21 protein-coding genes and 1 pseudogene are annotated in these 25835 nt (G+C 71.9%); 20 read left to right on the forward strand and 2 right to left on the reverse strand.

What is annotated here, in order from left to right; translation table 11 throughout:
* Positions 1-14: 14 nt before the first annotated feature.
* From smc to ftsY, 3 genes are all read left to right on the forward strand, one after another.
* Complete coding sequence (gene smc, locus TU30_RS11380; RefSeq protein ID WP_042168064.1) at positions 15-3716, forward strand: chromosome segregation protein SMC; 3702 nt, start codon at positions 15-17, stop codon at positions 3714-3716.
* Between the two features lie 225 nt (positions 3717-3941).
* On the forward strand, positions 3942-5360 hold the full coding sequence (locus TU30_RS11385) for a sugar porter family MFS transporter (protein WP_042168066.1): 1419 nt from the start codon (positions 3942-3944) through the stop codon (positions 5358-5360).
* A gap of 365 nt (positions 5361-5725) precedes the next feature.
* On the forward strand, positions 5726-6925 hold the full coding sequence (ftsY, locus tag TU30_RS11390) for a signal recognition particle-docking protein FtsY (protein WP_042168069.1): 1200 nt from the start codon (positions 5726-5728) through the stop codon (positions 6923-6925).
* Positions 6926-7027: 102 nt separating this feature from the next.
* Here ftsY and TU30_RS11395 read toward each other — a convergent pair whose 3' ends face one another.
* Entirely contained in the window at positions 7028-7693 is a 666-nt protein-coding gene (locus TU30_RS11395; protein ID WP_042168071.1) for a bifunctional DNA primase/polymerase, read from the reverse strand.
* 445 nt (positions 7694-8138) lie between these two features.
* Between TU30_RS11395 and TU30_RS11400 the strand changes: the two genes are divergently transcribed.
* From TU30_RS11400 to ffh, 5 genes are all read left to right on the forward strand, one after another.
* A complete protein-coding gene (locus tag TU30_RS11400) occupies positions 8139-9632 on the forward strand; it encodes a hypothetical protein (protein ID WP_042168323.1) in 1494 nt (497 codons plus the stop codon).
* A gap of 417 nt (positions 9633-10049) precedes the next feature.
* On the forward strand, positions 10050-11387 hold the full coding sequence (locus tag TU30_RS11405) for an ammonium transporter (protein WP_042168074.1): 1338 nt from the start codon (positions 10050-10052) through the stop codon (positions 11385-11387).
* A complete protein-coding gene (locus TU30_RS11410; RefSeq protein WP_042168077.1) occupies positions 11384-11722 on the forward strand; it encodes a P-II family nitrogen regulator in 339 nt (112 codons plus the stop codon). The genes TU30_RS11405 and TU30_RS11410 overlap by 4 nt, the downstream gene beginning before the upstream one ends.
* 28 nt (positions 11723-11750) lie before the next feature.
* Complete coding sequence (locus TU30_RS11415) at positions 11751-14285, forward strand: [protein-PII] uridylyltransferase (RefSeq protein ID WP_042168079.1); 2535 nt, start codon at positions 11751-11753, stop codon at positions 14283-14285.
* 220 nt (positions 14286-14505) lie between these two features.
* Positions 14506-16056 (forward strand): signal recognition particle protein, encoded by a 1551-nt coding sequence (gene ffh, locus TU30_RS11420; RefSeq protein ID WP_042168081.1) that lies wholly within the window; start codon positions 14506-14508, stop codon positions 16054-16056.
* Between the two features lie 99 nt (positions 16057-16155).
* Here the strand turns inward: ffh and TU30_RS11425 are convergent, their stop codons facing one another.
* The gene (locus tag TU30_RS11425) at positions 16156-17025 is read right to left on the reverse strand and encodes a class I SAM-dependent methyltransferase (RefSeq protein WP_078878228.1); all 870 of its coding nucleotides are present in this window, start codon (positions 17023-17025) and stop codon (positions 16156-16158) included.
* Between the two features lie 611 nt (positions 17026-17636).
* Between TU30_RS11425 and TU30_RS11430 the strand changes: the two genes are divergently transcribed.
* From TU30_RS11430 to TU30_RS11485, 12 genes and pseudogenes are all read left to right on the forward strand, one after another.
* Positions 17637-18239 (forward strand): hypothetical protein, encoded by a 603-nt coding sequence (locus TU30_RS11430; RefSeq protein WP_042168087.1) that lies wholly within the window; start codon positions 17637-17639, stop codon positions 18237-18239.
* 341 nt (positions 18240-18580) lie between these two features.
* Positions 18581-19009 carry a 30S ribosomal protein S16 gene (gene rpsP / locus TU30_RS11435; protein ID WP_042168090.1) on the forward strand — a complete coding sequence of 143 codons (429 nt, stop codon included), beginning with the start codon at positions 18581-18583 and terminating at the stop codon, positions 19007-19009.
* 2 nt (positions 19010-19011) lie between these two features.
* A complete protein-coding gene (locus TU30_RS11440) occupies positions 19012-19251 on the forward strand; it encodes an RNA-binding protein (RefSeq protein WP_042168092.1) in 240 nt (79 codons plus the stop codon).
* Positions 19252-19332: 81 nt separating this feature from the next.
* Positions 19333-19875 carry a ribosome maturation factor RimM gene (rimM, locus tag TU30_RS11445; RefSeq protein ID WP_042168094.1) on the forward strand — a complete coding sequence of 181 codons (543 nt, stop codon included), beginning with the start codon at positions 19333-19335 and terminating at the stop codon, positions 19873-19875.
* Positions 19875-20708 carry a tRNA (guanosine(37)-N1)-methyltransferase TrmD gene (trmD, locus tag TU30_RS11450; RefSeq protein WP_042168096.1) on the forward strand — a complete coding sequence of 278 codons (834 nt, stop codon included), beginning with the start codon at positions 19875-19877 and terminating at the stop codon, positions 20706-20708. Before rimM ends, trmD begins: the two co-directional genes overlap by 1 nt.
* A gap of 131 nt (positions 20709-20839) precedes the next feature.
* Complete coding sequence (rplS, locus tag TU30_RS11455; RefSeq protein WP_042168098.1) at positions 20840-21190, forward strand: 50S ribosomal protein L19; 351 nt, start codon at positions 20840-20842, stop codon at positions 21188-21190.
* Between the two features lie 45 nt (positions 21191-21235).
* Positions 21236-21988 carry a signal peptidase I gene (gene lepB / locus TU30_RS11460; RefSeq protein ID WP_042168100.1) on the forward strand — a complete coding sequence of 251 codons (753 nt, stop codon included), beginning with the start codon at positions 21236-21238 and terminating at the stop codon, positions 21986-21988.
* Positions 21981-23072 (forward strand): annotated as a pseudogene (gene lepB / locus TU30_RS11465) (signal peptidase I); the annotation flags it as partial. The gene lepB (TU30_RS11460) and the pseudogene lepB (TU30_RS11465), both read left to right, overlap by 8 nt.
* Complete coding sequence (gene lepB, locus TU30_RS11470; RefSeq protein WP_078878229.1) at positions 22963-23955, forward strand: signal peptidase I; 993 nt, start codon at positions 22963-22965, stop codon at positions 23953-23955. The pseudogene lepB (TU30_RS11465) and the gene lepB (TU30_RS11470), both read left to right, overlap by 110 nt.
* Positions 23956-24033: 78 nt before the next feature.
* A complete protein-coding gene (gene lepB / locus TU30_RS11475) occupies positions 24034-24828 on the forward strand; it encodes a signal peptidase I (RefSeq protein ID WP_042168105.1) in 795 nt (264 codons plus the stop codon).
* On the forward strand, positions 24818-25354 hold the full coding sequence (locus TU30_RS11480) for an NUDIX hydrolase (RefSeq protein WP_042168107.1): 537 nt from the start codon (positions 24818-24820) through the stop codon (positions 25352-25354). Before lepB (TU30_RS11475) ends, TU30_RS11480 begins: the two co-directional genes overlap by 11 nt.
* Positions 25355-25469: 115 nt before the next feature.
* On the forward strand, positions 25470-25778 hold the full coding sequence (locus TU30_RS11485; RefSeq protein WP_003965949.1) for a DUF2469 domain-containing protein: 309 nt from the start codon (positions 25470-25472) through the stop codon (positions 25776-25778).
* The last annotated feature ends 57 nt before the right edge of the window (positions 25779-25835 follow it).

Consider the following 25835-nt stretch of genomic DNA (forward strand, 5'->3'; position numbering starts at 1 on the left):
TAGAGTCCGGCGGCGTGCACCTCAAGGCCCTGACCCTCCGTGGCTTCAAGTCGTTCGCCTCGGCGACCACGCTCCGGTTCGAACCGGGGATCACGTGTGTCGTCGGACCGAACGGCTCGGGCAAGTCCAACGTCGTGGACGCGCTCAGCTGGGTCATGGGCGAGCAGGGCGCCAAGTCGCTGCGCGGCGGAAAGATGGAGGACGTCATCTTCGCGGGCACCACCGGCCGCCCGCCGCTCGGCCGGGCCGAGGTGTCCCTGACCATCGACAACTCCGACGGGGCCCTGCCCATCGAGTACGCCGAGGTCACCATCACGCGGACCATGTTCCGCAACGGTGGCAGCGAGTACCAGATCAACGGCGACACCTGCCGCCTCCTCGACATCCAGGAACTGCTCTCCGACTCCGGCATCGGCCGTGAGATGCACGTCATCGTCGGCCAGGGCCAGCTGGACTCCGTCCTGCACGCCGACCCGACGGGCCGCCGCGCCTTCATCGAGGAGGCCGCGGGCGTCCTCAAGCACCGCAAGCGCAAGGAGAAGGCGCTGCGCAAGCTGGACGCGATGCGGGCCAACCTCGCCCGCGTGCAGGACCTCACCGACGAACTGCGGCGCCAGCTCAAACCCCTCGGCCGCCAGGCGGCGGTCGCCCGGCGGGCCGCCGTCATCCAGGCCGACCTGCGCGACGTCCGCCTGCGCCTCCTCGCCGACGACCTCGTCCGCCTGCGCGAGGCCCTCACGGCGGAGATCGCCGACGAGGCCGCCCTCAAGGAGCGCAAGGACACCGCCGAGCAGGAACTGCGCGAGGCCCTCCGACGCGAGGCGGTTCTCGAGGACGAGGTCCGGCGCCTCACCCCGGGCCTGCAGAACGCCCAGCAGACCTGGTACGAGCTCTCCCAGCTCGCCGAGCGGGTGCGCGGCACCGTCTCGCTCGCCGACGCGCGCGTGAAGAGCGCCACCTCCGCACCTCCCGAGGAACGCCGTGGACGCGACCCCGAGGACCTGGAACGCGAGGCCGCCCGGGTCCGCGAACAGGAGGCCGGGCTGGAGGCCGCCCTCGAAGCCGCCGAACGCGCCCTGGAGGACACGGTCGCCCATCGCGCCGAGCTGGAACGCGACCTGGCCCAGGAGGAACGGCGCCTGAAGGACGCCGCCCGCGCCATCGCCGACCGGCGCGAGGAACTCGCCCGGCTCACCGGAAAGGTGGGTGCCGCCCGCTCGCGCGCCGCGGCGGCCCGGGCCGAGATCGAGCGCCTGGCGGCCGCCCGGGACGAGGCCCGGGAACGGGCCGCCGCCGCCCAGGAGGAGTACGAGACCCTGCAGGCCGAGGTCGACGGCCTCGACGCCGGGGACGCGGACCTCGCCGGACAGCACGAGGCGGCCAAGCAGCGGCTCGCCGAGGCCGAGGCCGCCCTCACCGCCGCCCGCGAGGCGGCCACCGCCGCCGAACGCGAACGCGCGGCGACCCGGGCCCGCCACGAGGCGCTCGCCCTGGGCCTGCGCCGCAAGGACGGCACCGGCGCGCTGCTCTCGGCCCAGGACCGGCCGGCCGGACTGCTCGGTCCCGCCGCCGAACTGCTCACCGTCACCCCGGGCCACGAGACCGCCCTCGCCGCCGCCTTCGGGGCCGCCGCCGACGCCCTCGCCGTGACCGGCCCCGCCGCTGCCGCCGAGTCGATCCGCCTGCTGCGCACACAGGACGCGGGCCGTGCCGCCCTGCTCCTCACCACCGGCCCGGACGCGGTGGGTACCGGGGCACCCGACGGTCCGCACGAGCCGCTCACCGGCGTGTCCGACGGACCGCGGTACGCCGCCGATCTGGTGCGCGGGCCCGCCGAGCTGCTCCCTGCCGTACGCCGGCTGCTGCGCGGGATCGTCGTCGTCGGCACCCTCGAGGACGCCGAGGAACTGGTGTGCGAGCGGCCCGAGCTGACCGCCGTGACCGCCGAAGGCGACCTGCTGGGCGCGCACTTCGCACACGGCGGCTCGGCGGGCGCTCCGAGCCTGCTTGAGGTGCAGGCCTCCGTGGACGAGGCCGCCGCCGAGCTGGAGGAGCTCGCCGTGCGGTGCGAGGAGCTGACCCGGGCACAGCACACGGCGACCGAGGAACGCGGGCGGTGCGCCGCCCTCGTCGAGGAACTGGGGGAGCGGCGCCGGGCGGCCGAGCGGGAGAAGTCCTCCGTCGCCCAGCAGCTCGGCCGGCTCGCCGGGCAGGCCCGTGGGGCCGCCGGGGAGGCGGAGCGGTCCGCCGCCGCGGCGGCCCGGTCGCAGGAGGTCCTCGACAAGGCGCTCGACGACGTGGAGGAACTCGCCGAACGGCTCGCCGTCGCCGAGGAGATGCCGTTCGACGAGGAGCCCGACACCTCCGTGCGCGACCGGCTCGCCGCCGACGGGGCCAACGCCCGCCAGACCGAGATGGAGGCCCGCCTCCAGGTGCGCACGCACGAGGAGCGGGTCAAGGGGCTTGCCGGGCGGGCCGACTCCCTGGACCGGGCCGCCCGTACGGAACGCGAGGCACGCGCGCGTGCCGAGCAGCGGCGGGCCAGGCTGCGGCACGAGGCGGCCGTCGCCGGGTCCGTCGCCGCCGGTGCCCGGCACCTGCTCGCGCACGTCGAGGTGTCCCTCGCGCGTGCCGACGAGGAGCGCACCGCCGCCGAGGCGGCGAAGGCCCGCAGCGAGCAGGGGCTCGCCCGCGCGCGGACCGAGGGACGCGACCTGAAGGCGGACCTCGACAAGCTGACGGACTCGGTGCACCGGGGCGAAGTGCTCGGCGCCGAGAAGCGGCTGCGGATGGAGCAGCTGGAGACCAAGGCCCTGGAGGAGCTGGGCGTGGAACCCGCCCACCTCATGGCCGAGTACGGCCCGCACCGGCCGGTACCGGCGGCACCGCCTCCCGAGGGCGGACCGGGCGGACGGCTCCCGGCCACGGCCGGCCCGGACGACGGACAGCCCAGTGGCTCCGCAGGCTTCGATGCCGATGCCGGTTCCGGTTCCGACGCCGGCTCCGGCGGCGGCTCCGCGGGGGGAGGGCAGCCGGGGGACGGGGCCACCCGTCCCTTCGTCCGCGCCGAGCAGGAGAAGCGGCTGAAGGCGGCCGAGCGCGCCTACCAGCAGCTCGGCAAGGTGAACCCGCTCGCCCTGGAGGAGTTCGCCGCGCTGGAGGAACGCCACCAGTTCCTCGGCGAGCAGCTGGAGGACCTGAAGAAGACCCGCGCGGATCTGCTCCAGGTCGTCAAGGAGGTCGACGAGCGCGTCGAGCAGGTCTTCAGCGAGGCCTACCGGGACACGGCCAGGGAGTTCGAAGGAGTCTTCTCGCGGCTGTTCCCCGGCGGCGAGGGGCGGTTGGTGCTGACCGATCCCGACAACATGCTCACCACGGGCGTGGACGTCGAGGCGCGTCCGCCGGGCAAGAAGGTCAAGCGGCTGTCGCTGCTCTCGGGCGGAGAACGGTCGCTGACCGCCGTGGCGCTGCTGGTGTCGATCTTCAAGGCGCGGCCGAGCCCGTTCTACGTCATGGACGAGGTCGAGGCCGCGCTCGACGACACCAACCTCCAGAGGCTCATCCGGATCATGCAGGAGTTGCAGGAGGCCTCGCAGCTGATCGTGATCACGCACCAGAAGCGCACCATGGAGGTCGCCGACGCGCTCTACGGCGTCTCCATGCAGGGCGACGGTGTGTCCAAGGTCATCAGCCAGCGTCTCCGCCAGGCATCCTGACGGCCCTTCGCACTCATTGGCTTCACATTTTGAACTCAATGCTGCCGTGCGTGTGCAGGCATTGCAGGAAGTGTGTGTCTGATTCGCCACTCACCTTCTCTCTTGACTTCAGGACTTGAAGACATAGTCTCGTCGGCGTCGCTTTTACCTTCAGGTACCTTCAGGTGGACCTCGAAGGGCTGAACCCCCACCCGGCGGTGCTGCCGGTGGCCCGAGGAGTTACACGTGACCAGCTCAGTGCAGGTACAGAAGTCAGGAGCCGGTACGGCTCACCCCGATCATCTCGGGCACGTCGTCTTCATCGCGGCGTCGGCCGCCATGGGCGGTTTCCTCTTCGGCTACGACAGTTCCGTGATCAACGGCGCCGTCGAGGCCATCCGCGACCGCTACGACATCGGTTCGGCCGCTCTCGCCCAGGTCATCGCGATCGCGCTGATCGGCTGCGCCATCGGTGCCGCCACCGCCGGCCGTGTGGCCGACCGCATCGGCCGCATCCGGTGCATGCAGATCGCCGCGGTCCTGTTCACCGTCAGCGCCGTCGGCTCCGCCGTCCCCTTCTCCCTCTACGACCTCGCCTTCTGGCGGATCGTCGGCGGCATAGCCATCGGCATGGCCTCCGTCATCGGCCCGGCCTACATCGCCGAGGTCGCCCCGCCCGCCTACCGCGGCCGGCTCGGCTCCTTCCAGCAAGCCGCGATCGTCATCGGCATCGCCGTCTCGCAGCTGGTCAACTGGGGCATCCTGAACGCGGCCGGCGGCGACCAGCGCGGCGAACTGCTGGGCCTGGAGGCCTGGCAGCTCATGCTCGGCGTCATGGTCGTCCCGGCCGTCCTCTACGGACTGCTCTCCTTCGCCATCCCCGAGTCCCCGCGCTACCTGATCTCCGTCGGCAAGCACGAGCGCGCCCGGAAGATCCTCGGCGAGGTCGAGGGCCGGGGTGTCGACCTGGACGCGCGCGTCACCGAGATCGAGTCGGCGATGCACAGCGAGGAGAAGTCCCGCTTCAAGGACCTGCTCGGCGGCAGCTTCTTCTTCAAGCCCATCGTCTGGGTCGGTATCGGCCTCTCGGTCTTCCAGCAGTTCGTCGGCATCAACGTCGCGTTCTACTACTCCTCGACGCTGTGGCAGTCGGTCGGCGTCGACCCGACGGACTCGTTCCTCTACTCCTTCACCACGTCGATCATCAACATCGTCGGCACCGTCATCGCGATGATCTTCGTCGACCGCATCGGCCGCAGGCCGCTCGCGATCATCGGCTCCGTCGGCATGGTGATCGGCCTCGCCCTGGAGGCCTGGGCGTTCTCCTTCGACCTCGTCGACGGCAAGCTCCCCGCCACCCAGGGCTGGGTCGCGCTGGTCGCCGCCCACGTGTTCGTCCTCTTCTTCGCCCTGTCGTGGGGTGTCGTCGTCTGGGTCATGCTCGGTGAGATGTTCCCCAACCGGATCCGCGCCGCCGCCCTGGGCGTGGCCGCCGCCGCGCAGTGGATCGCCAACTGGGCCATCACCGCGAGCTTCCCGTCCCTGGCCGACTGGAACCTGTCGGTCACCTACGTGATCTACACCGTGTTCGCCGCGCTCTCCATCCCGTTCGTCCTCAAGTTCGTCAAGGAGACGAAGGGCAAGGCCCTGGAGGAAATGGGCTGAGCGCGGCCGCAGGGCCGATGCCGACGGGTCCCCTTCGGGCCGCCCGCCCCCCGGACCGAGGAGAAGGGTCCAAGTCCCCGCTGTCCCTCTCCTCGTACCCCCGCCGCCCCGGCCCGGACCCCGTCCGGGCCGGGGCGGCGGGGTGCCGCACCACCTCCGGCACCTCGTCCCGGAGGGAGACCCCCGACCGTGACGGGCAGGACCTGGCCCTCTCCTCCCCGTGCACAGGGCGGGCCGTGTGCGGGGGCGGACCCTGACCGGCGGGGCATCGGACCACCAGGCCGCAGGCGCCCGACGGAACGGGGCGCGTCGTACGGGCCGCCCTCGGCACGGCCGGGGTGCCCATGGCTGATACTGGGGCTGTTATGGACATCCTCATCCTTGCTGTAGTCATCGCCGTGGTCGTGGTCGGCGCGCTCGGCGGGCTCATCGTCGGCAGCCGCCGCAAGAAGCAGCTGCCCCCGCCGCCATCCGCCGCCCCCGACATCACCGCCCCACCGGCCGAGCCGCACGTCGGCGACGAGGCCGAGACGCCGCGGGAGGAACCGCGGCGCACCGTAGAGGAGGTTGACCTTCCGGACGGCTCCGCCCCGGTCGTCGTCGAGGAACCGCCCACCGAGGCGCCCGCGATCGAGATCCCGGAGCCCACCGCCGGCCGGCTCGTCCGGCTGCGTGCCCGTCTCTCCCGTTCGCAGAACGCGCTCGGCAAGGGCCTGCTCACCCTGCTGTCCCGCGAGCACCTCGACGAGGACACCTGGGAGGAGGTCGAGGACACACTGCTCACCGCCGACGTCGGCGTGCAGCCCACCCTGGAACTGGTGGAGCGGCTGCGTGAGCGCGTGAAGGTGCTCGGCACGCGCACCCCCGCCGAGCTGCGCGGACTGCTCCGCGAGGAACTGGTCGCCCTGATCGACCCGGGCATGGACCGCACCGTGCACACCGAGAACGAGACCGGCGGTCCGGGCATCGTGATGGTCGTCGGGGTCAACGGCACCGGCAAGACCACCACCACCGGCAAGCTCGCCCGGGTCCTGGTCGCCGACGGCAACACCGTCGTCCTCGGCGCCGCCGACACCTTCCGCGCCGCCGCCGCCGACCAGCTCGAGACCTGGGGCGAGCGGGTCGGCGCCCACACCGTGCGCGGCCCGGAAGCCGGCGACCCGGCCTCCGTCGCGTTCGACGCGGTCAAGGAGGGCAAGGAGATGGCCGCGGACGTCGTGCTCATCGACACCGCCGGCCGGCTGCACACCAAGACCGGCCTCATGGACGAGCTCGGCAAGGTCAAGCGGGTCGTGGAGAAGCACGCCCCGCTGGACGAGGTGCTGCTCGTGCTCGACGCCACCACCGGCCAGAACGGCCTGGTCCAGGCCCGGGTCTTCGCCGAGGTCGTCGACATCACCGGCATCGTGCTCACCAAGCTCGACGGTACGGCCAAGGGCGGCATCGTGGTCGCCGTCCAGCGCGAACTGGGCGTCCCGGTCAAGCTGATCGGTCTCGGCGAGGGCGCGGACGACCTGGCGCCGTTCGAGCCGGACGCGTTCGTGGACGCGCTGATCGGCGAGTGAGACCCCGTGGCGGCCGGCCGGACCGGACCCGCCCTGGAAACGCGAAGAAGCGCCCGCTTCCGGAATCCGGAAACGGGCGCTTCGCCATGCGGGCACGGTGGCCTACGCCCGCGACCGGTGCACCACGTAGGCCAGCGTGCCCAGCACCAGGCGGGCCTCCGGCGGTTGGAGTGCCGAATCGAGGGCGGGGGAGCGCAGCCAGCGCACCGGACCGAGACCGCCCCGGTCGGACGACGGCGCCGTGATGTGCGTACCGGGGCCGAGGCCGTGCAGGTCGAGGGCGGCCGGGTCGTCCCAGCCCATGCGGTAGAGCAGTTCGGGCAGCGCGGCGGCGGCGCCGGGGGCGACGAAGAACTGGGCCCGGCTGTCCGGGGTGGCGGCGACGGGGCCGACGGGCAGGCCCATGCGCTCGAGCCGGGCCAGGGCTCGGCACCCGGCGGGTTCCGCCACCTCGATCACGTCGAAGGCCCGCCCGACCGGCAGCATCATCGCGGCACCCGGGTACTCGGCCCAGATCTCCGACACGTCGTCCAGCGGGGCCCCGGCGGGGATCTCCGGCGCGAAATCCAGCGGATGCGCGCCCGGTGCCCGGCACCCCGCCCGGCCGCAGGAGCAGGCGCCGGCGGCGGCGCGGGCGCCCGGCACCACGTCCCAGCCCCACAGCCCGGTGTACTCCGCCACGGCGGTGCCCCCCGACCCGCGGCCCCGGCGGCGCGAGCCGGACCGGATGTCACGGATGCCCCGGCTGATACCGATCGTGAAGCCCATGCCCCCTCCAACGGGTCCGACGCACCGCCGGTTACGCAACGGGCGCGACGCGTGACTCTCTGTTCTCGACTTCCCGGTGCGGTCCTGCTCAGTCGGCGCTTCGGGGTGACCGGGGTGGTGTGTACGGTGCCGCGCGCCCCCGAGTGCGTCGCCGCACCACTCCTGGCCGTCCCGTGCCAAGTGAAGCGCGAGTCGGTCACGGCGAGTTCATTCGATGGGGTGGCGAATGGTGGCGATTCCGGGTTCGCCGTGGCTGGACGGGTGATCGTGGGGCTACGTTGTGTGCACGGTCCGCCGGGGCACATGCGCGTGCGGGTATGCCGGAGGCAACTCGGCATTCCGTTCGAAGGGTGGGAAGCGCCGGACGGCGGTTCCGGCAACCGGCATTCTGGTAGGGCTTGGCGCACTCAGCGGCAAGTGGTTTTCAGGGATGGGGGCGTTCCAGTTGAGCGGCAACGGCGGTGGCGGGACGAACGCTGCGAGCAGTCAGAAGCGTCCGAACGAGCTGCTCGCCTCGTGGTTCGCCCGCAGCGGCTGGTCGAAGGGCGAGCTCGCCCGCCAGGTCAACCGCAGAGCCCGCCGACTGGGCGCCAACCACATCTCCACCGACACCTCGCGCGTGCGCCGCTGGCTGGACGGCGAGAATCCGCGCGAGCCCATCCCCCGGATCCTCGCCGAGCTGTTCTCCGAGCGCTTCGGCGTCGTCGTGTCCGTGGAGGACCTGGGCCTGCGCACCACCCGGCCCTCACCCTCCGCCACCGGCGTCGACCTGCCCTGGACCGGCCCGCAGGCCGTGGCCCTGCTCAGCGAGTTCTCGCGCAGCGACCTGATGCTCGCGCGGCGCGGTTTCCTCGGGAGCTCGCTGGCCCTCTCCGCGGGCCCGTCCCTCATCGAGCCCATGCAGCGCTGGCTCGTCCCCTCGCCGTCCGCGGCGCAGTCCCCCCCGGAGCCCGAGCCGGTCCCCGCCGGCCGCGCGCGCGGCCGGCTGTCCCCGCCGGAGCTGGACCTGCTGGAGACCACCACCGTGATGTTCCGGCAGTGGGACGCCCAGTGCGGCGGCGGCCTGCGCCGCAAGGCGGTCGTCGGGCAGCTCCACGAGGTGACGGACCTGCTCCAGGAACCCCAGCCCGCCCCGATCCGGCGGCGCCTGTTCAAGGTCGCCGCCGAGCTCGCCGAACTGGCCGGCTGGATGTCGTACGACGTCGGGCTGCAGCCCACCGCGCAGAAGTACCACGTCCTCGCCCTGCACGCGGCGAAGGAGGCCGGGGACCGGCCGCTCGGCTCGTACATCCTGTCGAATCTGAGTCGTCAGATGATCCACCTCGGCCGGCCCGAGGACGCCCTGGAGCTCATCCATCTCGCGCAGTACGGCAGCCGTGACTGCGCCGGCCCCCGCACCCAGGCGATGCTGTATGCGATGGAGGCCCGCGCCTTCGCCAACATGGGCCAGCCCGGCCGGTGCAAGCGCGCGGTCAGGATGGCCGAGGACACCTTCGCCGAGGCCGACGAGTGGGACGAGCCGGACCCCGACTGGATCCGCTTCTTCTCCGAGGCCGAGCTGTACGGCGAGAACTCCCACTCCTTCCGCGACCTCGCCTACGTGGCGGGCCGCAGCCCCACGTACGCCTCGCTCGCCGAGCCGCTGATGCAACGGGCCGTCGAGCTGTTCGCCGCGGAGGCCGACCGGCACCAGCGGTCGTACGCCCTCAACCTGATCGGCATGGCCACCGTCCACCTGCTCCAGCGCGAGCCCGAGCAGGGAGCGGTTCTCGCCACCGACGCCATCAAGGCGGCCAAGAAGGTCCGCTCCGAGCGCGTCAACACTCGTATCCGAAAGACGGTCGGCACGGCCGTCCGGGATTTCGGCGACCGGGCCGACGTCGTCGACCTCACCGAGCGGCTCGCCGTCGAACTGCCGGAGACCGCCGAAGCGGTCTGACGTCCCAAAACCCCGGAGATCTCCGGGAAATCCAGAACCCCGGCCGCGGCCGGCCCTCCCGAACCGCCCGACTCGGCTCCCCCATGCCAGGTCATCGGAAGGCCCGCCGCGGCCGGCACCTTTGTGCACCCGAGCCGGCGCCGCTCTCGCGGGCCCGGCTGCCCGCCGTCGTGGTGCCGCCACCGATGGGCGCGGTGCCGTGTGGCGAAGATTGCGTCACGATAACGATCGGCACTGTCCGCATCCGGCAGTTCATCGACGCGTAACACGCCGGGTGCCTTCGTCACGGCGGTGAAACAGCGAGGGGCTTCCACCGAAACGGCGCTGCGCGAATCTCTTGGCGCAGAACCGGCCCACCCCTCACGACCCGCTCAGGCTTCGCCCGCACGGGGCCGTACCAACGACGAGGAGACGCCGATGGCACCAGCCATCACCCTTGCCGCAGAAGCGCCCACGCTCTCTGCCGCCAACACAGGGTTCATGCTCATCTGTTCCGCTCTGGTGATGCTCATGACGCCAGGCCTGGCCTTCTTCTACGGAGGCATGGTCCGGGTCAAGAGCACCCTGAACATGCTGATGATGAGCTTCATCAGCCTGGGAATCGTCACCATCCTGTGGGTGCTGTACGGCTTCTCGATGGCGTTCGGCACCGACTCCGCCGGTCTCGTCGGCTGGAACTCCGACTGGATCGGCCTCAGCGACATCGGCCTGACCGAACTCTGGGACGGCTACACCATCCCCGTCTTCGTCTTCCTGGTCTTCCAGCTGATGTTCGCCGTCCTCACGCCCGCCCTGATCAGCGGCGCGCTCGCGGACCGCGTGAAGTTCACCGCGTGGGCGCTGTTCGTCGCCCTGTGGGCCACCATCGTCTACTTCCCGGTCGCGCACTGGGTCTGGGGCTCCGGCGGCTGGGCCTTCGAAATGGGCGTCATCGACTTCGCCGGCGGTACGGCCGTCCACATCAACGCGGGCGCCGCCGCACTCGGTGTCATCCTGGTGATCGGCAAGCGGGTCGGCTTCAAGAAGGACCCGATGCGCCCGCACAGCCTGCCGCTGGTCATGCTCGGCGCCGGGCTGCTGTGGTTCGGCTGGTTCGGCTTCAACGCCGGTTCCTGGCTCGGCAACGACGACGGCGTCGGCGCGCTGATGTTCGTCAACACCCAGATCGCCACCGCCGCCGCCGTCCTCGGCTGGCTCGCCTACGAGAAGATCCGCCACGGCGCCTTCACCACGCTCGGCGCCGCCTCCGGCGCGGTCTCCGGCCTCGTCGCCATCACCCCGGCCGGCGGAGCGGTCACCCCGCTCGGCGCGATCGCCGTCGGCGCCATCGCCGGTGTGCTGTGCGCCATGGCCGTCGGCCTGAAGTACAAGTTCGGCTACGACGACTCCCTGGACGTCGTCGGCGTCCACCTCGTCGGCGGCATCCTCGGCTCCCTCCTCGTCGGCTTCTTCGCCAGCGGCAAGGGCCAGTCCGAGGTCGAGGGCCTCTTCTACGGCGGCGGCCTCGACCAGTTCTGGAAGCAGTGCGCCGGTGTCTTCGGCGTCCTCGCCTACTCCCTGGTCGTCTCCGCGGTCCTCGCCCTCCTCCTCGACAAGACGATCGGTATGCGAGTCTCCGAGGACGACGAGGTCGCCGGCATCGACCAGGTCGAGCACGCCGAGACCGCGTACGACTACAGCGGTGCCGGTGGCGGCGCCCGCAGCACCGCCGCCCCGTCCGCAGCCCAGGCCGAGAGCAAGAAGGTGGACGCATGAAGCTCATCACCGCCGTCGTCAAGCCGCACCGGCTCGACGAGATCAAGGAGGCCCTGCAGGCCTTCGGGGTACACGGCCTGACGGTCACCGAGGCCAGCGGCTACGGCCGCCAGCGCGGCCACACCGAGGTCTACCGCGGTGCCGAGTACACCGTCGACCTGGTCCCCAAGATCCGCATCGAGGTGCTGGTCGAGGACGACGACGCCGAACAGCTCATCGACGTCGTCGTCAAGGCGGCCCGCACCGGCAAGATCGGTGACGGCAAGGTCTGGTCGATCCCGGTCGACACGGCCGTACGGGTCCGGACCGGCGAGCGCGGACCGGAAGCGCTCTGAGGAAGACCGACGGAACAGGAGTCGCCGGGTGACGAGCACCGACACGCACAACGAGACACAGGACTCGGGACCCAGCGGCTACGCGGCGGCCCGGCTGCGCCTCCTCACCGAGGGGGCGCGGTCCGGGCCGCCGCGCCGTGCCGCCCTCGCCCGGCTCACGGACGACTGGCTCACCGCACTGTTCACCGCGGGCACCGAACAACTGCGCGGTGCCTCCCTGATCGCGGTCGGCGGCTACGGGCGGGGCGAACTGTCCCCGCGCAGCGACCTCGACCTGCTCCTGCTGCACGACGGCAGCGACCCCAAGGCCGTCGCCGCCCTCGCCGACCGGCTCTGGTACCCGGTCTGGGACCTCGGCATCGCCCTCGACCACTCCGTACGCACCCCGGCCGAGGCCCGACGCACCGCCGGCGAGGACCTCAAGGTCCAGCTGGGCCTCCTGGACGCCCGGCACATCGCCGGAGACCTCGGCCTCACCGCCGCCCTGCGCACCACCCTCCTGGCCGACTGGCGCAACCAGGCACCCGAACGCCTTCCCGAACTCCAGGAACTCTGCGCCGAACGCGCCGAGCGCCACGGAGAGCTGCAGTACCTCCTGGAACCCGACCTCAAGGAGGCCCGTGGCGGGCTGCGCGACGCCACCGTCCTGCGCGCCGTCGCCGCATCCTGGCTCGCCGACGCCCCGCGCGAAGGCCTCGCCGACGCCCGCCGCCGGCTCCTCGACGTACGGGACGCGCTGCACCTGACGACCGGCCGCGCCACCGACCGGCTCGCCCTCCAGGAACAGGACCAGGTCGCCGCCGAACTCGGCCTGCTCGACGCCGACGCCCTGCTGCGCCAGGTGTACGAGGCCGCCCGGGGCATCGCGTACGCCGGCGACGTCACCTGGCGCGAGGTCGGACGGGTACTGCGCTCCCGGGCCGTGCGACCGAGGCTGCGCAAACTGGCGAGGGAACGGAGCGACTTCCTCAGAAGGGCGGTGGCGGGCGGCGGGAGGGCGCCCGGCGGCGGAAAGCAGAACGCCGAGCGCTCGCCGCTCGCCGAGGGCGTCGTCGAGCAGGACGGCGAGGCGGTCCTCGCCCGCGCCGCCCGCCCCGAACGCGACCCCGTGCTCCCCCTGCGTGCCGCAGCCGCCGCAGCACAGGCGGGGCTCCCGCTGTCGCTCCACGCCGTCCGGCGCCTCGCCGCCACCGTGCGTCCGCTGCCCACCCCCTGGCCCGCCGAGGCCCGCGAACAACTGGTGACCCTGCTCGGCTCCGGCCGCCCCACCGTCGACGTCTGGGAGGCACTGGAGGCGGAAGGCCTGATCACACGGCTGCTGCCGGACTGGGAGCGGGTCCGCTGCCGTCCGCAGCGCAACGCCGTGCACCTGTGGACCGTCGACCGGCACCTCATCGAGACGGCGGTCCGCGCCTCCGCCTTCACCCGGCGCGTGCACCGCCCCGACCTGCTCCTGGTCGCCGCGCTGCTGCACGACATCGGCAAGGGCTGGCCCGGCGACCACTCCGTGACCGGCGGGACCATCGCCTCGGACATGGCCGCGCGGATCGGCTTCGACCGCGCCGACGCGGGCGTCCTCGCCACCCTCGTACGCCACCACCTGCTGCTCGTCGAGACGGCCACCCGTCGCGACCTCGACGACCCGGCCACGGTGCGCGCGGTCGCCGACGCGGTCGGCACCCAGGGAACCCTGGAACTGCTGCACGCCCTGACCGAGGCGGACGCGCTGGCCACCGGACCGGCGGCCTGGTCGTCCTGGCGCGCCTCACTCGTCGCCGACCTGGTCCAACGCGTCTCCGCGCTCCTGGCCGGGGACCCGCCGGAGGAGTCCGAGGCCGCCGCGCCCGCCGCGCCCACCGCCGAGCAGGAACGGCTCGCCCTCGAGGCGATCGCCACCGGCGGCCCGGTGCTGTCCCTGCGCGCCCAGACCGAACCGCCCGCCGGGCCGCCGAAGGAAACACCGGCAGAACCGGAGCGGGCAGGCGAGCCGGAACCCCTCGGCGTGGAGCTGCTGATCGCCCTACCCGACCAGGCGGGCGTGCTCCCCGCGGTCGCCGGGGTGCTGGCCCTGCACCGCCTGACCGTCCGCACCGCCGAGCTGCGCACCCTCGACCTGCCGGAGGGCGTCGAGGGCTCCGTCCTGCTGCTCGACTGGCGGGTCGCCGCCGAGTACGGCTCGCTGCCCCAGGCCGCCCGCCTGCGCGCCGACCTCGTCCGCGCCCTGGACGGCACCCTGAACATCGCCGGCCGTCTCGCCGAACGCGACGCCGCCTACCCGCGCCGTCGGGGCGTGGTCCCGCCCCCGGCCCGGGTGACGGTCGCCCCGGCCGCGTCCCGTCTGGCCACGGTGATCGAGGTCCGGGCGCAGGACGCACCGGGACTGCTGTTCCGGATCGGGCAGGCGCTGGAGGGGGCGGGGGTACGGGTGCGCAGCGCGCACGCGAGCACGCTGGGCGCGAACGCGGTCGACGCCTTCTACGTGACGCAAGCGCCGGGTGTGCCTCTGCCGGGTGAAGAGGCGGAGGCGCTCGCGGGGAAGTTGCAGGAGATCCTGCGGGCATGACCTTTCGGTCATGTCGCGCGTCGACCGGATGTGCTCCCCGCTGACGCGGGGGTGATCCGGCGACCGGCAGGCGTTCAGAGGGAGTGTCCACCTGCTCTCCGCCGACGCGGGGGCCCGCCCCCGTCCACTGACTGCAGCGGGCGGGGGCGATTTGCCTGCCGGGCCGGATACCCTGGAGGGCAGCCCAGCTCCGCCCCCGACTCCGAGGACCGACGCCGCCGTGTTCGATACTCTCTCCGACCGCCTCAGCCTGACCTTCAAGAACCTCCGCGGAAAAGGCCGGCTGAGCGAAGCGGACATCGACGCCACGGCGCGCGACATCCGCATCGCCCTCCTCGAAGCGGACGTGGCCCTGCCGGTCGTCCGGGCGTTCATCAAGAGCGTCAAGGAGAGGGCGCTCGGCGCCGAGGTCTCCAAGGCCCTGAACCCGGCACAGCAGTTCATCAAGATCGTCAACGACGAGCTGGTGGGCATCCTCGGCGGCGAGACCCGCCGGCTGCGGTTCGCCAAGCAGCCGCCGACCGTGATCATGCTCGCCGGTCTGCAGGGTGCCGGTAAGACCACCCTCGCGGGCAAGCTCGGACACTGGCTCAAGGAGCAGGGCCACTCGCCGCTCCTGGTCGCCTGTGACCTCCAGCGCCCCAACGCCGTCAACCAGCTCAGTGTCGTCGCCGAGCGCGCCGGCGTCGCCGTCTACGCGCCCGAGCCGGGCAACGGCGTCGGTGACCCGGTGAAGGTCGCCGAGGACTCCATCGAATTCGCCAAGTCCAAGGTCCACGACATCGTCGTCGTGGACACCGCCGGCCGCCTGGGCATCGACCAGGAGATGATGCAGCAGGCCGCGGACATCAGGGACGTCGTTCGTCCCGACGAGATCCTGTTCGTCGTCGACGCGATGATCGGCCAGGACGCGGTCAACACCGCCGAGGCCTTCCGCGACGGCGTCGGCTTCGACGGCGTGGTGCTCTCCAAGCTCGACGGTGACGCCCGCGGTGGTGCGGCCCTGTCGATCGCCTCGGTGACCGGCAAGCCGATCATGTTCGCGTCGAACGGCGAGAAGCTCGACGAGTTCGACGCCTTCCACCCCGACCGGATGGCCTCCCGCATCCTCGACATGGGTGACCTGCTCACCCTGATCGAGCAGGCGGAGAAGACGTTCAGCCAGGACGAGGCCGAGAAGATGGCCTCCAAGCTGGCGTCGAAGAAGGGCCAGGACTTCACCCTGGACGACTTCCTGGCCCAGATGGAGCAGGTCAGGAAGATGGGCAGCATCTCCAAGCTGCTCGGCATGCTGCCCGGCATGGGGCAGATCAAGGACCAGATCAACAACCTCGACGAGCGGGACGTCGACCGCACGGCCGCGATCATCAAGTCGATGACCCCGGCCGAGCGCCAGGACGCGTCGATCATCAACGGCTCCCGCCGCGCCCGTATCGCCAAGGGGTCCGGCGTCGAGGTCAGCGCCGTGAAGTCCCTTGTGGAGCGGTTCTTCGAGGCCCGCAAGATGATGTCCCGGATGGCCCAGGGCGGCGGCATGCCGGGGATGCCGGGGATGCCGGGCACGGGCGGCGGTCCCGGCCGGACGAAGAAGAAGCAGAAGCAGGCCAAGGGCAAGCAGCGCTCGGGCAATCCGATGAAGCGCAAGCAGCAGGAGGAAGAGGAGGCCCAGCGCCGCGCCGCCGCGGCCGAGGGGGGCAGCGCCTTCGGGCTGCCGCAGCAGGGCGGCAAGGACTTCGAGCTGCCGGACGAGTTCAAGAAGTTCATGGGCTGACGAGCGGTTCGATCCGTCGGGTCGGCCGTGCAGCGGGGGCGCCCCTTGCCCGGGGGCGCCCCCGTCCCGTATCGGCGTCGGGTGCGTGGAGCCGTGGGGTCAGGAGGTGCGGGCGATCAGGTACCGGAAGACGTTCGGCATCCACACGGTCCCGTCCTGCCGCTCGTACGGATGCAGCGCCTCGGCGAGTTCCTTGTCCACCTGTACCTGGTCCGTCGCCGTGATCGCGGGGTCGAACAGTCCCGTCGACAGCAGGCCCCGCACGGCACTGTCCATGTCGGCGTATCCGAAGGGGCAGGCCACCCGTCCCGAGCCGTCCGGCCTGAGGCCCGCCCGCCGGGCGACGTCCTCCAGGTCGTCGCGGTGTGCGGGGCGCCAGGCGCCCGTACCGCGCAGCGGCTCCGCCAGCCGGGTGGCCACCCGGAGCACGGACGCCGTGGCGCAGCGCTCCGGCGGGCCCCAGCCGGCGAGCACCACGGCCGCTCCGTGACCGGCGAGCAGGACCGCCTCGGCGAGCTGTTCGCCCAGCCCGTCCGCCTCGCCCGCCAGGCAGCCGATCGGTTCGAAGGCGGTCACCACGGTGTACGCGGGGCCGTCCCCGCCTGCCGTGTCCGTGCCGGCCGTGTCCCCGGGCGAGCCGTCCACGATCCGGGCGTCCGTGTGCCCACGTGCGTCCCGCCCGGCGGGCAGCAGCCGCTCGCGCGCGAGGACCAGCCGGTCCGACGAGGTGTCGACGCCGGTGACCGAGGCACCCCGGGAGGCCGCCATCAGCAGGGCGAGCCCGGAACCGCAGCCGAGGCCGAGCAGCCGCGTCCCGGAGCCCACGTCCAATCGCCCGTAGACGGCCTCGTAGAGCGGTACGAGCATCCTCTCCTGTATCTCGGACCAGTCACGCGCGCGTGCCCGCCGGTCCACGCGAGGGTCGTGCCCTGTGCGAGGAAGGTGCTGCCGCACGAGCGTAGGTGTCATAGGTGAGCGCCCCAATCAGCCGAGAGTTCCCGCGCCGCCCCATCGCCTCGCCCCCGTCGTGCGGCGCGCTCGTACTCCCCCCGTCATGCCAGGAAACTCCGCCCACGACCCGGCGTCCAGTGGAACGGGGCGGCGGCTTGGGAGTCGCTCGTGCCAGTGGCAAGAATTCACATTCCGGTAATCCGGCGGAGACCGGATGGTTCCGGCCAAGGTCCGCAAAACGGTGATCGCGGACCAGGTCGGAGCAGGCGGCGGCGGGGGAGGGCGGGCCGGTGTCGGATGCCGCCGGCAAAGGGGGTAACGTCGCGACCGTGGCACCCGCCCGGGGAAGCGGGTCCGGTGCGGGACCGCTCCGTCGCGAGGGCGGCCGAAACGCCCCTTGCGCGCGCGTGGGCCACGGGAGCACCGGCGCGCGGGTACCGCGTACGCGCCGGGCCGGGGGATCGTGTACGTCAGCCTACGCACCACCTTGAGGTGAGCTGCGAGGCTTCTCCGCAGATCAGCGCACCCGCCCTCGTCGGGACGCATGAGCGCATACTGACGGGTAAGGGCAAATTATTTGGGATGCCCCGGAATCGGAACACAGAGGCACCCAGGCTCGTTGTCATTACGTGAGCACGACACAGACACCACCTGTACTCGCCGCAGAACTGGCGCAGGCGTGGGCCGACATTCAGCGGTACCACCCCGAGCTGCCCGATCTTGCCGCGCCCGAGTCCCTGATCGGGGAGTCGTCGTCCGCGTGCGGTCACGAGCTCTCCTTCGAGCGACTGCTGCACGAGGCAGTCCATGGCGTCGCCGCCGCGCGCGGCGTACGCGACACTTCCCGCGCCGGTCGCTACCACAACCGCAGATTCCTCGCGATCGCAGAGGAACTGGGTCTGGACCACCCCGACGAGCCGCATCCCAGCAGTGGTTTCTCGCTGGTCTCCCTCACGCCGGAGGCGAAGCGCCGCTACCGTCCCACGACCGAGCGCCTCCAGCGGGCCCTGAAGGCACACACCGTCGCGACCGCGGGCGACACCGCCCGCAGCTTCCGCGGTCCGGCGGCGAGGCACGGCTCGTCCGGCGGTGGTGTGCGCGTCAAGGCCGTCTGCGACTGCGGCCGCAACGTGCGCGTCGTCCCGTCGGTCCTGGCGCAGGCCCCCATCGTCTGCGGCGGCTGCGGCAAGCCGTTCCGGATCCCCGAGGGGGTGGCCGCGGCCGCGAGCTGACAGCAACCCGGCATCTCGTGGGTGCCGGACGCACGTCAGACGCGCGGATGCCGCCCCGGCGGGCGCATCCACGGCAGTCGTGCCGGGCGCCGGCACCCGGCGTGGCGGCACGGCCCCCGTCGCGCCGGGTGCCGGTGAGGCGTACCCCGGTGCGACGGCCTGCCGTGCCCCGCGGTCCCGGGCGCCCCGCGGGGTGTGGCACAATGGCTAGCTGTACTCGACAGTCGCACAGGAACCCTCTCTCCTCCGGCTGACGCGTCCATCGGGCACTCGGGTACCGCAACCCCACGCGGCCGTCCCGCCGTGCCCAACCACGTCAAAATCCAGGAGAACCCACTCCCGTGGCAGTCAAGATCAAGCTGAAGCGTCTGGGCAAGATCCGTTCGCCTCACTACCGCATCGTCGTCGCCGACTCCCGTACCCGCCGTGACGGCCGGGCCATCGAGGAGATCGGCAAGTACCACCCGACGTACCACCCGTCGGTGATCGAGGTCGACGGTGAGCGTGTGGCGTACTGGCTCGGTGTCGGCGCACAGCCGACCGAGCCCGTGCTCGCCATTCTGAAGAAGACCGGCGACTGGCAGAAGTTCAAGGGCGAGCCCGCCCCGGCTCCGCTGCTGCAGCAGGCCGAGAAGTCCGCCCGCCCGTCGTTCGAGGCGCTCGGCGGCGAGGACGAGGGCAAGGGTGAGGCCATCACCCAGAAGAAGAAGGCTGAGAAGAAGGACGAGGCTCCGGCCGACTCCTCTTCGTCTGCGTCGACCGAGGCCTGAGCATGCTCGAGGACGCTCTCGAGCACCTCGTGAAGGGCATCGTCGACCATCCTGACGATGTGCAGGTCGCCTCGCGCGACCTGCGCCGCGGGCGTGTGCTCGAGGTCCGGGTCCACCCGGACGACCTCGGCAAGGTGATCGGCCGCAACGGCCGCACCGCACGCGCCCTGCGCACCGTCGTGGGCGCCATCGGCGGCCGCGGTGTCCGGGTCGACCTCGTCGACGTGGACCACGTCCGCTGACGCTCAGCGCAACCGGCTCGGGCCGGGGAGGGCCCCAGGGCCGTCCCCGGCCCGTCGTCGTACGACAGGAGAACAAGCACAGTGCAGCTGGTAGTCGCTCGCATCGGCCGTGCCCACGGCATCAAGGGCGAGGTCACCGTCGAGGTCCGCACCGACGAGCCGGAGCTGAGGCTCGGGCCCGGTGCCGTCCTGGCCACCGATCCGGCCTCCACCGGACCGCTCACCATCGAGACCGGGCGGGTGCACAGCGGCCGCCTCCTGCTGCGCTTCGAGGGCGTCCGTGACCGCACCGGCGCCGAGGCGCTGCGCAACACCCTCCTCATCGCCGAGGCCGACCCGGACGAGCGGCCCGAGGACGAGGACGAGTACTACGACCACCAGTTGATCGACCTCGACGTCGTCACCCGGGACGGACAGCCGGTGGGCCGGATCACCGAGGTCTCCCACCTGCCGACGCAGGACCTCTTCGTGGTGGAGCGGCCCGACGGCAGCGAGGTACTCGTCCCGTTCGTGGAGCAGATCGTCACCGAGATCGACCTCGAGGAGCAGCGCGCGGTCATCGACCCGCCGCCGGGTCTCATCGACGACCGGGCCGAGATCGCCTCCTCGCGGGACGAGATGTGATGCGGCTCGACGTCGTCACCATCTTTCCCGAGTACCTCGAACCGCTGAACGTCTCCCTCGTCGGCAAGGCACGCGCACGGGGACAGCTGGACGTCCAGGTGCACGACCTCCGTTCCTGGGCCCGTGACCGGCACAACACCGTCGACGACACCCCGTACGGCGGCGGCCCCGGAATGGTCATGAAGACCGAGCCGTGGGGCGAGGCGCTCGACGAGATCCTGGCGGACGGCTACGAGACCGGCGCGCACGCGCCCGCCCTGATCGTCCCCACCCCCAGCGGCCGCCCCTTCACCCAGGAACTCGCCGTCCGCCTCTCCGAGCGCCCCTGGCTGATCTTCACACCGGCCCGCTACGAGGGAATCGACCGGCGCGTCGTCGACGAGTACGCGACCCGCATACCGGTGTACGAGGTGTCCATCGGCGACTACGTCCTGGCCGGCGGCGAGGCCGCCGTCCTCGTCGTCACCGAGGCCGTGGCCAGGCTGCTGCCCGGTGTCCTGGGCAACGCCGAGTCCCACCGGGACGACTCCTTCGCCCCGGGCGCCATGGCCAACCTCCTGGAAGGCCCCGTCCACACCAAGCCGCCGGTCTGGCGCGGCAGGGGGATCCCCGACGTGCTGCTCAGCGGCCACCACGGGAAGATCGCCCGCTGGCGGCGCGACGAGGCCCTGAGCCGCACCACGGCCAACCGGCCCGACCTCATCGAGCGCTGCGAGCCCGGGGCCTTCGACAAGAAGGACCGTGAGATGCTCTCCGTCCTGGGCTGGGAGGCGGACCCGGCAGGGGAGCCGTACGGCAGATTTTGGCGCAGGACCGGCGGCGTGGAACAATAGGCCGCTGTTGTGCGTCGTCCGGCGTGCGCCCCTGCCGCAGGGGGACATGACGCCCGCTTCGAACCGCACACCCCGATCCCCACTCCTATCGCCGTTGATGACCTGCGGCATCAGCGAAGAAAGCAGACGAAATGTCCCACCTGCTCGACTCCGTCGACTCCGCGTCGCTGCGCGACGACGTCCCCGGCTTCCGCCCCGGTGACACCGTCAACGTCCACGTCCGCGTCATCGAGGGCAGCCGCTCCCGTGTGCAGCAGTTCAAGGGCGTCGTGATCCGCCGCCAGGGTGCCGGCGTGCGCGAGACCTTCACGGTCCGCAAGGTCTCCTTCTCCGTCGGCGTCGAGCGCACCTTCCCGGTGCACACCCCGATCGTCGAGAAGATCGAGCTCGTCACCAGGGGCGACGTCCGCCGCGCCAAGCTGTACTACCTGCGTGAGCTGCGCGGCAAGGCCGCGAAGATCAAGGAGAAGCGCGAGAACTGAGCGCTTTTCCGAGGTGAGCGCGGGGCCGGATAACATCTGGCCTCGATGGACACCGAAGCACAGCCCACGGAGCGCGACCGCTCCTCCCACCCGGCCGGCCCCGAGGACACCTCGGGGGCCCCGGGCCCGGAGGGACGGTCGCGTTCCTCGTGTGCGGGGCACCTCGCGGGACGGCTTCCCGGGGGACGGATCACCGCGGCCCTGCTCCTCGTGCTGCTGCTCCTGCTGGCGCTCAGCACCTTCGTGGCCCGTCCGTTCCAGATCCCCAGCGGATCGATGGAGCCCTCGCTGAGGGCCGGAGACCGCGTTCTCGTACTCAAGTTGGCATACCGTTTCGGTGCCGGACCGCAGCGCGGCGACGTGGTCGTGTTCGACGGCACCGGGTATTTCGGGGACGCCGACTACATCAAGCGCGTTGCCGGGGTGGACGGGGACCACGTGGTCTGCTGCGACAGGGAGGGGAGGATCCGGGTGAACGGCCGGTCGGTCGACGAGTCGGGATTCCTGTTCCCCGGCGAGAGCGCCTCCACGGTCCCCTTCGACGTCGTCGTCCCCGAGGGGCGCCTGTTCGTCCTCGGCGATCACCGCGGAGCCTCCAGCGACTCCCGTGACCGTCTCGGTTCGCCCGGCGGCGGCATGATCCCGGTGAGCAGGGTGATCGGCCGCGCCGACTGGATCGTCCAGCCCTTCGGCCGTGCCACCCGGCTGCACCGCCCCGACGCCTACGCGCGCGTGCCGGCCCCGGATCCGGCGGCGCAGGCGGACGCGGCGCGCCCGGGGGAGGGGATCCATGGGTAACCGCGGCAAACCCCGCGGCGTCCCGGCGAGCGCCGCGGACAACCTGCTGCCCACCGGCGCGCGCCGCGCGGTGAGCGCGGCGAGCGGCCGCAGCCGGGCCGACCGGCGCAAGCTCCAGCGGAAGGTCAAGCGGCGCCGCCGGCAGGGCGCGGTCAAGGAGATACCGCTGCTCATCGGAGTCGCCCTCCTGATAGCGCTGGTGCTGAAGACGTTCCTCGTCCAGGCCTTCGTCATCCCGTCCGGTTCCATGGAGCAGACCATCCAGGTCGGCGACCGTGTCCTGGTCGACAAGCTGACCCCGTGGTTCGGCTCCGAGCCGCAGCGCGGGGACGTCGTCGTGTTCAAGGACCCCGGCGGCTGGCTGCAGGACGAGCAGCCCACTCCCCAGAAGGAGGACCCGGTCGGCATCAAGCAGGTCAAGACCGGGCTCACCTTCATCGGCCTGCTGCCCTCGGAGAACGAGAAGGACCTGATCAAGCGGGTCGTGGGGGTCGGCGGTGACCAGGTCCGGTGCTGCGACACGCAGGGACGGGTCACCGTCAACGGCGTGCCCCTGGAGGAGAGCGACTACCTCTTCCCCGGGAACGCCCCGTCCACCACGCCGTTCGACGTCACCGTGCCCCAGGGGCGTCTGTGGGTGATGGGCGACCACCGGTCCAACTCCGCCGACTCCCGAGCCCACCAGGACACCGACTACGGCGGCACCGTCTCCGAGGAACAGGTGGTGGGCCGGGCCGTGGTCATCGCCTGGCCGTTCGGTCACTGGAACACGCTGGACGAACCGACGACCTACGCCTCCGTGTCGGACTCGACGACCGGGTCGACCGCCGTCGCCCAGCTGTCGCATAGGGTTGCCCCGGATGATTCGAACGGAATGATCCAGCTCCCGAGCCCTGCGGAACTCCCGCTCGTTATGGGAGTGGTGGGCCTGCGCCGCGCATGGGGCAGGCGGCGGCACAGAGTGAGGAGCTGGCGTGGGGGATGTGGCGGTTGGCGCACGGTCCGGAGCCGACGGCGAGGAGCACCGCGGGCGTCCCGCGGAACCCCGCGTCCCGGCCGAGGACGGCGCCGCGACCTCCGGGAGCGACTCCCCGGCGGCAGGAGAGGGAAGAGTGGCGGACGACCGGTCGGAGCGCGGTGGCCGAGGGCCGGACGAGCCGCCCCGCGAACAGAGGAAGCCACGTTCCTTCTGGAAGGAGCTGCCCATCCTGGTCGGTATCGCCCTGGTTCTGGCGCTGCTGATCAAGACGTTCCTGCTGCAGGCGTTCTCCATTCCGTCGGACTCGATGCAGAACACCCTCCAGCAGGGTGACCGCGTCCTGGTCGACAAGCTCACCCCCTGGTTCGGCTCCGAGCCCGAGCGCGGCGAGGTCGTGGTCTTCCACGACCCCGACAACTGGCTGGCGGGCGAGCCGACGCCCGAATCCAACGTGTTGCAGACGTTCCTCAGCTGGATCGGCCTGATGCCGTCCGCCGAGGAGAAGGACCTGATCAAGCGGGTCGTCGGGGTCGGTGGTGACGTCGTCGAGTGCAAGGGCACCGGCCCGCTCACGGTCAACGGCGTCGCCCTGAACGAGGCGGACTACGTCTATCCGGGCAACACCCCGTGCAGCCAGGACGACCAGGGCGGCCAGTTCAAGGTCGAGGTTCCCGACGGCAAGATCTGGGTCATGGGCGACCACCGGCAGAACTCCCGGGACTCGCGCTACAACCGGGCCGACAAGAACGACGGCATGGTTCCGGTGAGTGAGGTCGTCGGCCGTGCCGTCGTCATCGCCTGGCCGGTCGGCCGCTGGGACATGCTCGAGGTTCCGGACACCTTCGACCAGTCCGCGCTGGGCACGCAGGCATCGGCGTCCGCGGCCTTGACGGTGGCACCCCAGGGGGTCGCGCTCGTGGGCGCGGTGCCACCGGTGCTGTGGCGGCGCGGGTGGGACCGCCGCCGCGAGGACGGGCCCAGGGCCTGAGCGCTGCGGGCGGCCGCCGCGGCGGCCGCCCGCAGGAGGGGCTGACCCGGTCCGGTACTGCCGGATAGGGTGCCGCCCATGACTGGGCAGAGCACGACACGTACGGCTTCTCGCGGCGGCGGCGGCGGCGGTGCGGGCCGGGGTCCGGCGGGAAGCCGGACCGGGCAGCGACTGTCCTCACTGGCCGTGGCGCTGGGTCTGGTGCTGTTCCTCGGCGGGTTCGTCTGGGGAGCGCTGGTGTACCTGCCGTACACCGTGCCCACCCCCTCGATGGCGCCGACGATCGGTGCCGGGGACCGGGTGCTGGCCCAGCGCGTCGACGGCGGCGACGTCCGCCGCGGCGACGTCGTGGTCTTCGAGGACGAGAACTGGGCGGACGTACCGGTCGTCAAGCGGGTGGTCGCCGTCGGCGGGGACACCGTCTCCACCGGACAGGACGGCAGGCTGAGGGTCAACGGTACGGAGATCGACGAGCCGTATCTCTCCGCGGACGAGACGGCCGGGCTCAATGCCTTCCCGGAGGTGACCGTGCCGAAGGGCCGCCTGTTCCTGCTCGGTGACGAGCGCAGCGGCTCCCTGGACTCGGCCTCCCATCTCACCGACACCGCGAACGGCACCGTCTCCCGCGAGGCGGTCGAGGCCCGGGTCGACGCGGTGGTCTGGCCGATGGACGGCATGCTGCAGGCTCCGACCGGCTTCGAAGAGCTCGGCGGACTCTCCTCACCGGGGCCGCTGCCGACGGTCATCGCCCTGGTCACCGGCGGTGCCGTGCTCATCCTCGGCGGGGCCGCGTACGGCCCGCTCGCCGCGCGGGCCGGTGCCTCCCGGGCCCGTCGGGCGGACGAGGGAGCGGAGGCGAACGGTGTCCGCTGAGACGGCCCACTCCGCCGGGGACTCCCACGAGGGCGGGACCGGGGGCGGGCTGCGCAGGGTCGCCCGCGTCGTCCTGCTCGACCCGGAGGACCGCATCCTGCTGCTGCACGGTCATGAGCCGGACGACCCCGCCGACGACTGGTGGTTCACGCCCGGCGGCGGTGTGGAGGGCGACGAGAGCCGTGAACAGGCGGCGCTGCGGGAGCTCGCGGAGGAGACCGGCATCACGGAGGTGGAGCTCGGGCCCGTGCTGTGGCGGCGGACGTGCTCCTTCCCGTTCGCGGGCCGCCGTTGGGACCAGGACGAGTGGTACTACCTCGCTCGCACCACCGGGAGGGTCACCGGGGCCACGGCGCTGACCGAGCTCGAGCGCCGCAGCGTCACCGGAGCACGCTGGTGGACGTGCCCGGAACTGGCCCGGGCCCGTGAGACGGTGTACCCGACGGGACTCGCCGAGCTGCTGCGCGTCCTGCTCGACGAGGGTCCCCCGGCCGGACCCGTCCCCCTGGGCACCGAGACCGTCTAGGACAGGACCTGGACGCGGGCCCCGGGGGCCGTCCGGCGGGTCGGGCCGGTTCGGGGACGGGGCCCCCGGGACTGGCGCACAATGGTGGGATCGCACAGGTGAAGGGGAACATGCCATGAGCGCCGAGGACCTCGAGAAGTACGAGACCGAGATGGAGCTGAAGCTCTACCGGGAGTACCGCGACGTCGTCGGTCTGTTCAAATACGTGATCGAGACCGAGCGCCGCTTCTATCTGACCAACGACTACGAGATGCAGGTGCACTCGGTCCAGGGCGAGGTGTTCTTCGAGGTATCCATGGCGGATGCCTGGGTCTGGGACATGTACCGGCCGGCCAGGTTCGTGAAGCAGGTACGCGTCCTGACATTCAAGGACGTGAACATCGAGGAGCTCAACAAGAGCGACCTGGAGCTCCCGGGCGGGTGACGGAGTTCTCCACAACCGCCGGGTCGTCCACCAAGATCCACTTCGGACGGCCGGCCG

The organism is Streptomyces sp. NBRC 110035 (assembly GCF_000829695.1).
Classification (GTDB): domain Bacteria; phylum Actinomycetota; class Actinomycetes; order Streptomycetales; family Streptomycetaceae; genus Streptomyces.

Bases quoted from the DNA above. Each gene is read 5' to 3' on its own strand.
- ftsY (WP_042168069.1), top strand. From the start codon at position 5,726: ATGGACATCCTCATCCTTGCTGTAGTCATCGCCGTGGTCGTGGTCGGC.
- TU30_RS11395 (WP_042168071.1), bottom strand. From the start codon at position 7,693: ATGGGCTTCACGATCGGTATCAGCCGGGGCATCCGTGACATCCGGTCC.
- TU30_RS11405 (WP_042168074.1), top strand. From the start codon at position 10,050: ATGGCACCAGCCATCACCCTTGCCGCAGAAGCGCCCACGCTCTCTGCC.
- TU30_RS11410 (WP_042168077.1), top strand. From the start codon at position 11,384: ATGAAGCTCATCACCGCCGTCGTCAAGCCGCACCGGCTCGACGAGATC.
- TU30_RS11425 (WP_078878228.1), bottom strand. From the start codon at position 17,025: ATGACACCTACGCTCGTGCGGCAGCACCTTCCTCGCACAGGGCACGAC.
- TU30_RS11440 (WP_042168092.1), top strand. From the start codon at position 19,012: ATGCTCGAGGACGCTCTCGAGCACCTCGTGAAGGGCATCGTCGACCAT.
- trmD (WP_042168096.1), top strand. From the start codon at position 19,875: ATGCGGCTCGACGTCGTCACCATCTTTCCCGAGTACCTCGAACCGCTG.
- rplS (WP_042168098.1), top strand. From the start codon at position 20,840: ATGTCCCACCTGCTCGACTCCGTCGACTCCGCGTCGCTGCGCGACGAC.
- lepB (WP_042168100.1), top strand. From the start codon at position 21,236: ATGGACACCGAAGCACAGCCCACGGAGCGCGACCGCTCCTCCCACCCG.
- lepB (WP_042168105.1), top strand. From the start codon at position 24,034: ATGACTGGGCAGAGCACGACACGTACGGCTTCTCGCGGCGGCGGCGGC.
- TU30_RS11485 (WP_003965949.1), top strand. From the start codon at position 25,470: ATGAGCGCCGAGGACCTCGAGAAGTACGAGACCGAGATGGAGCTGAAG.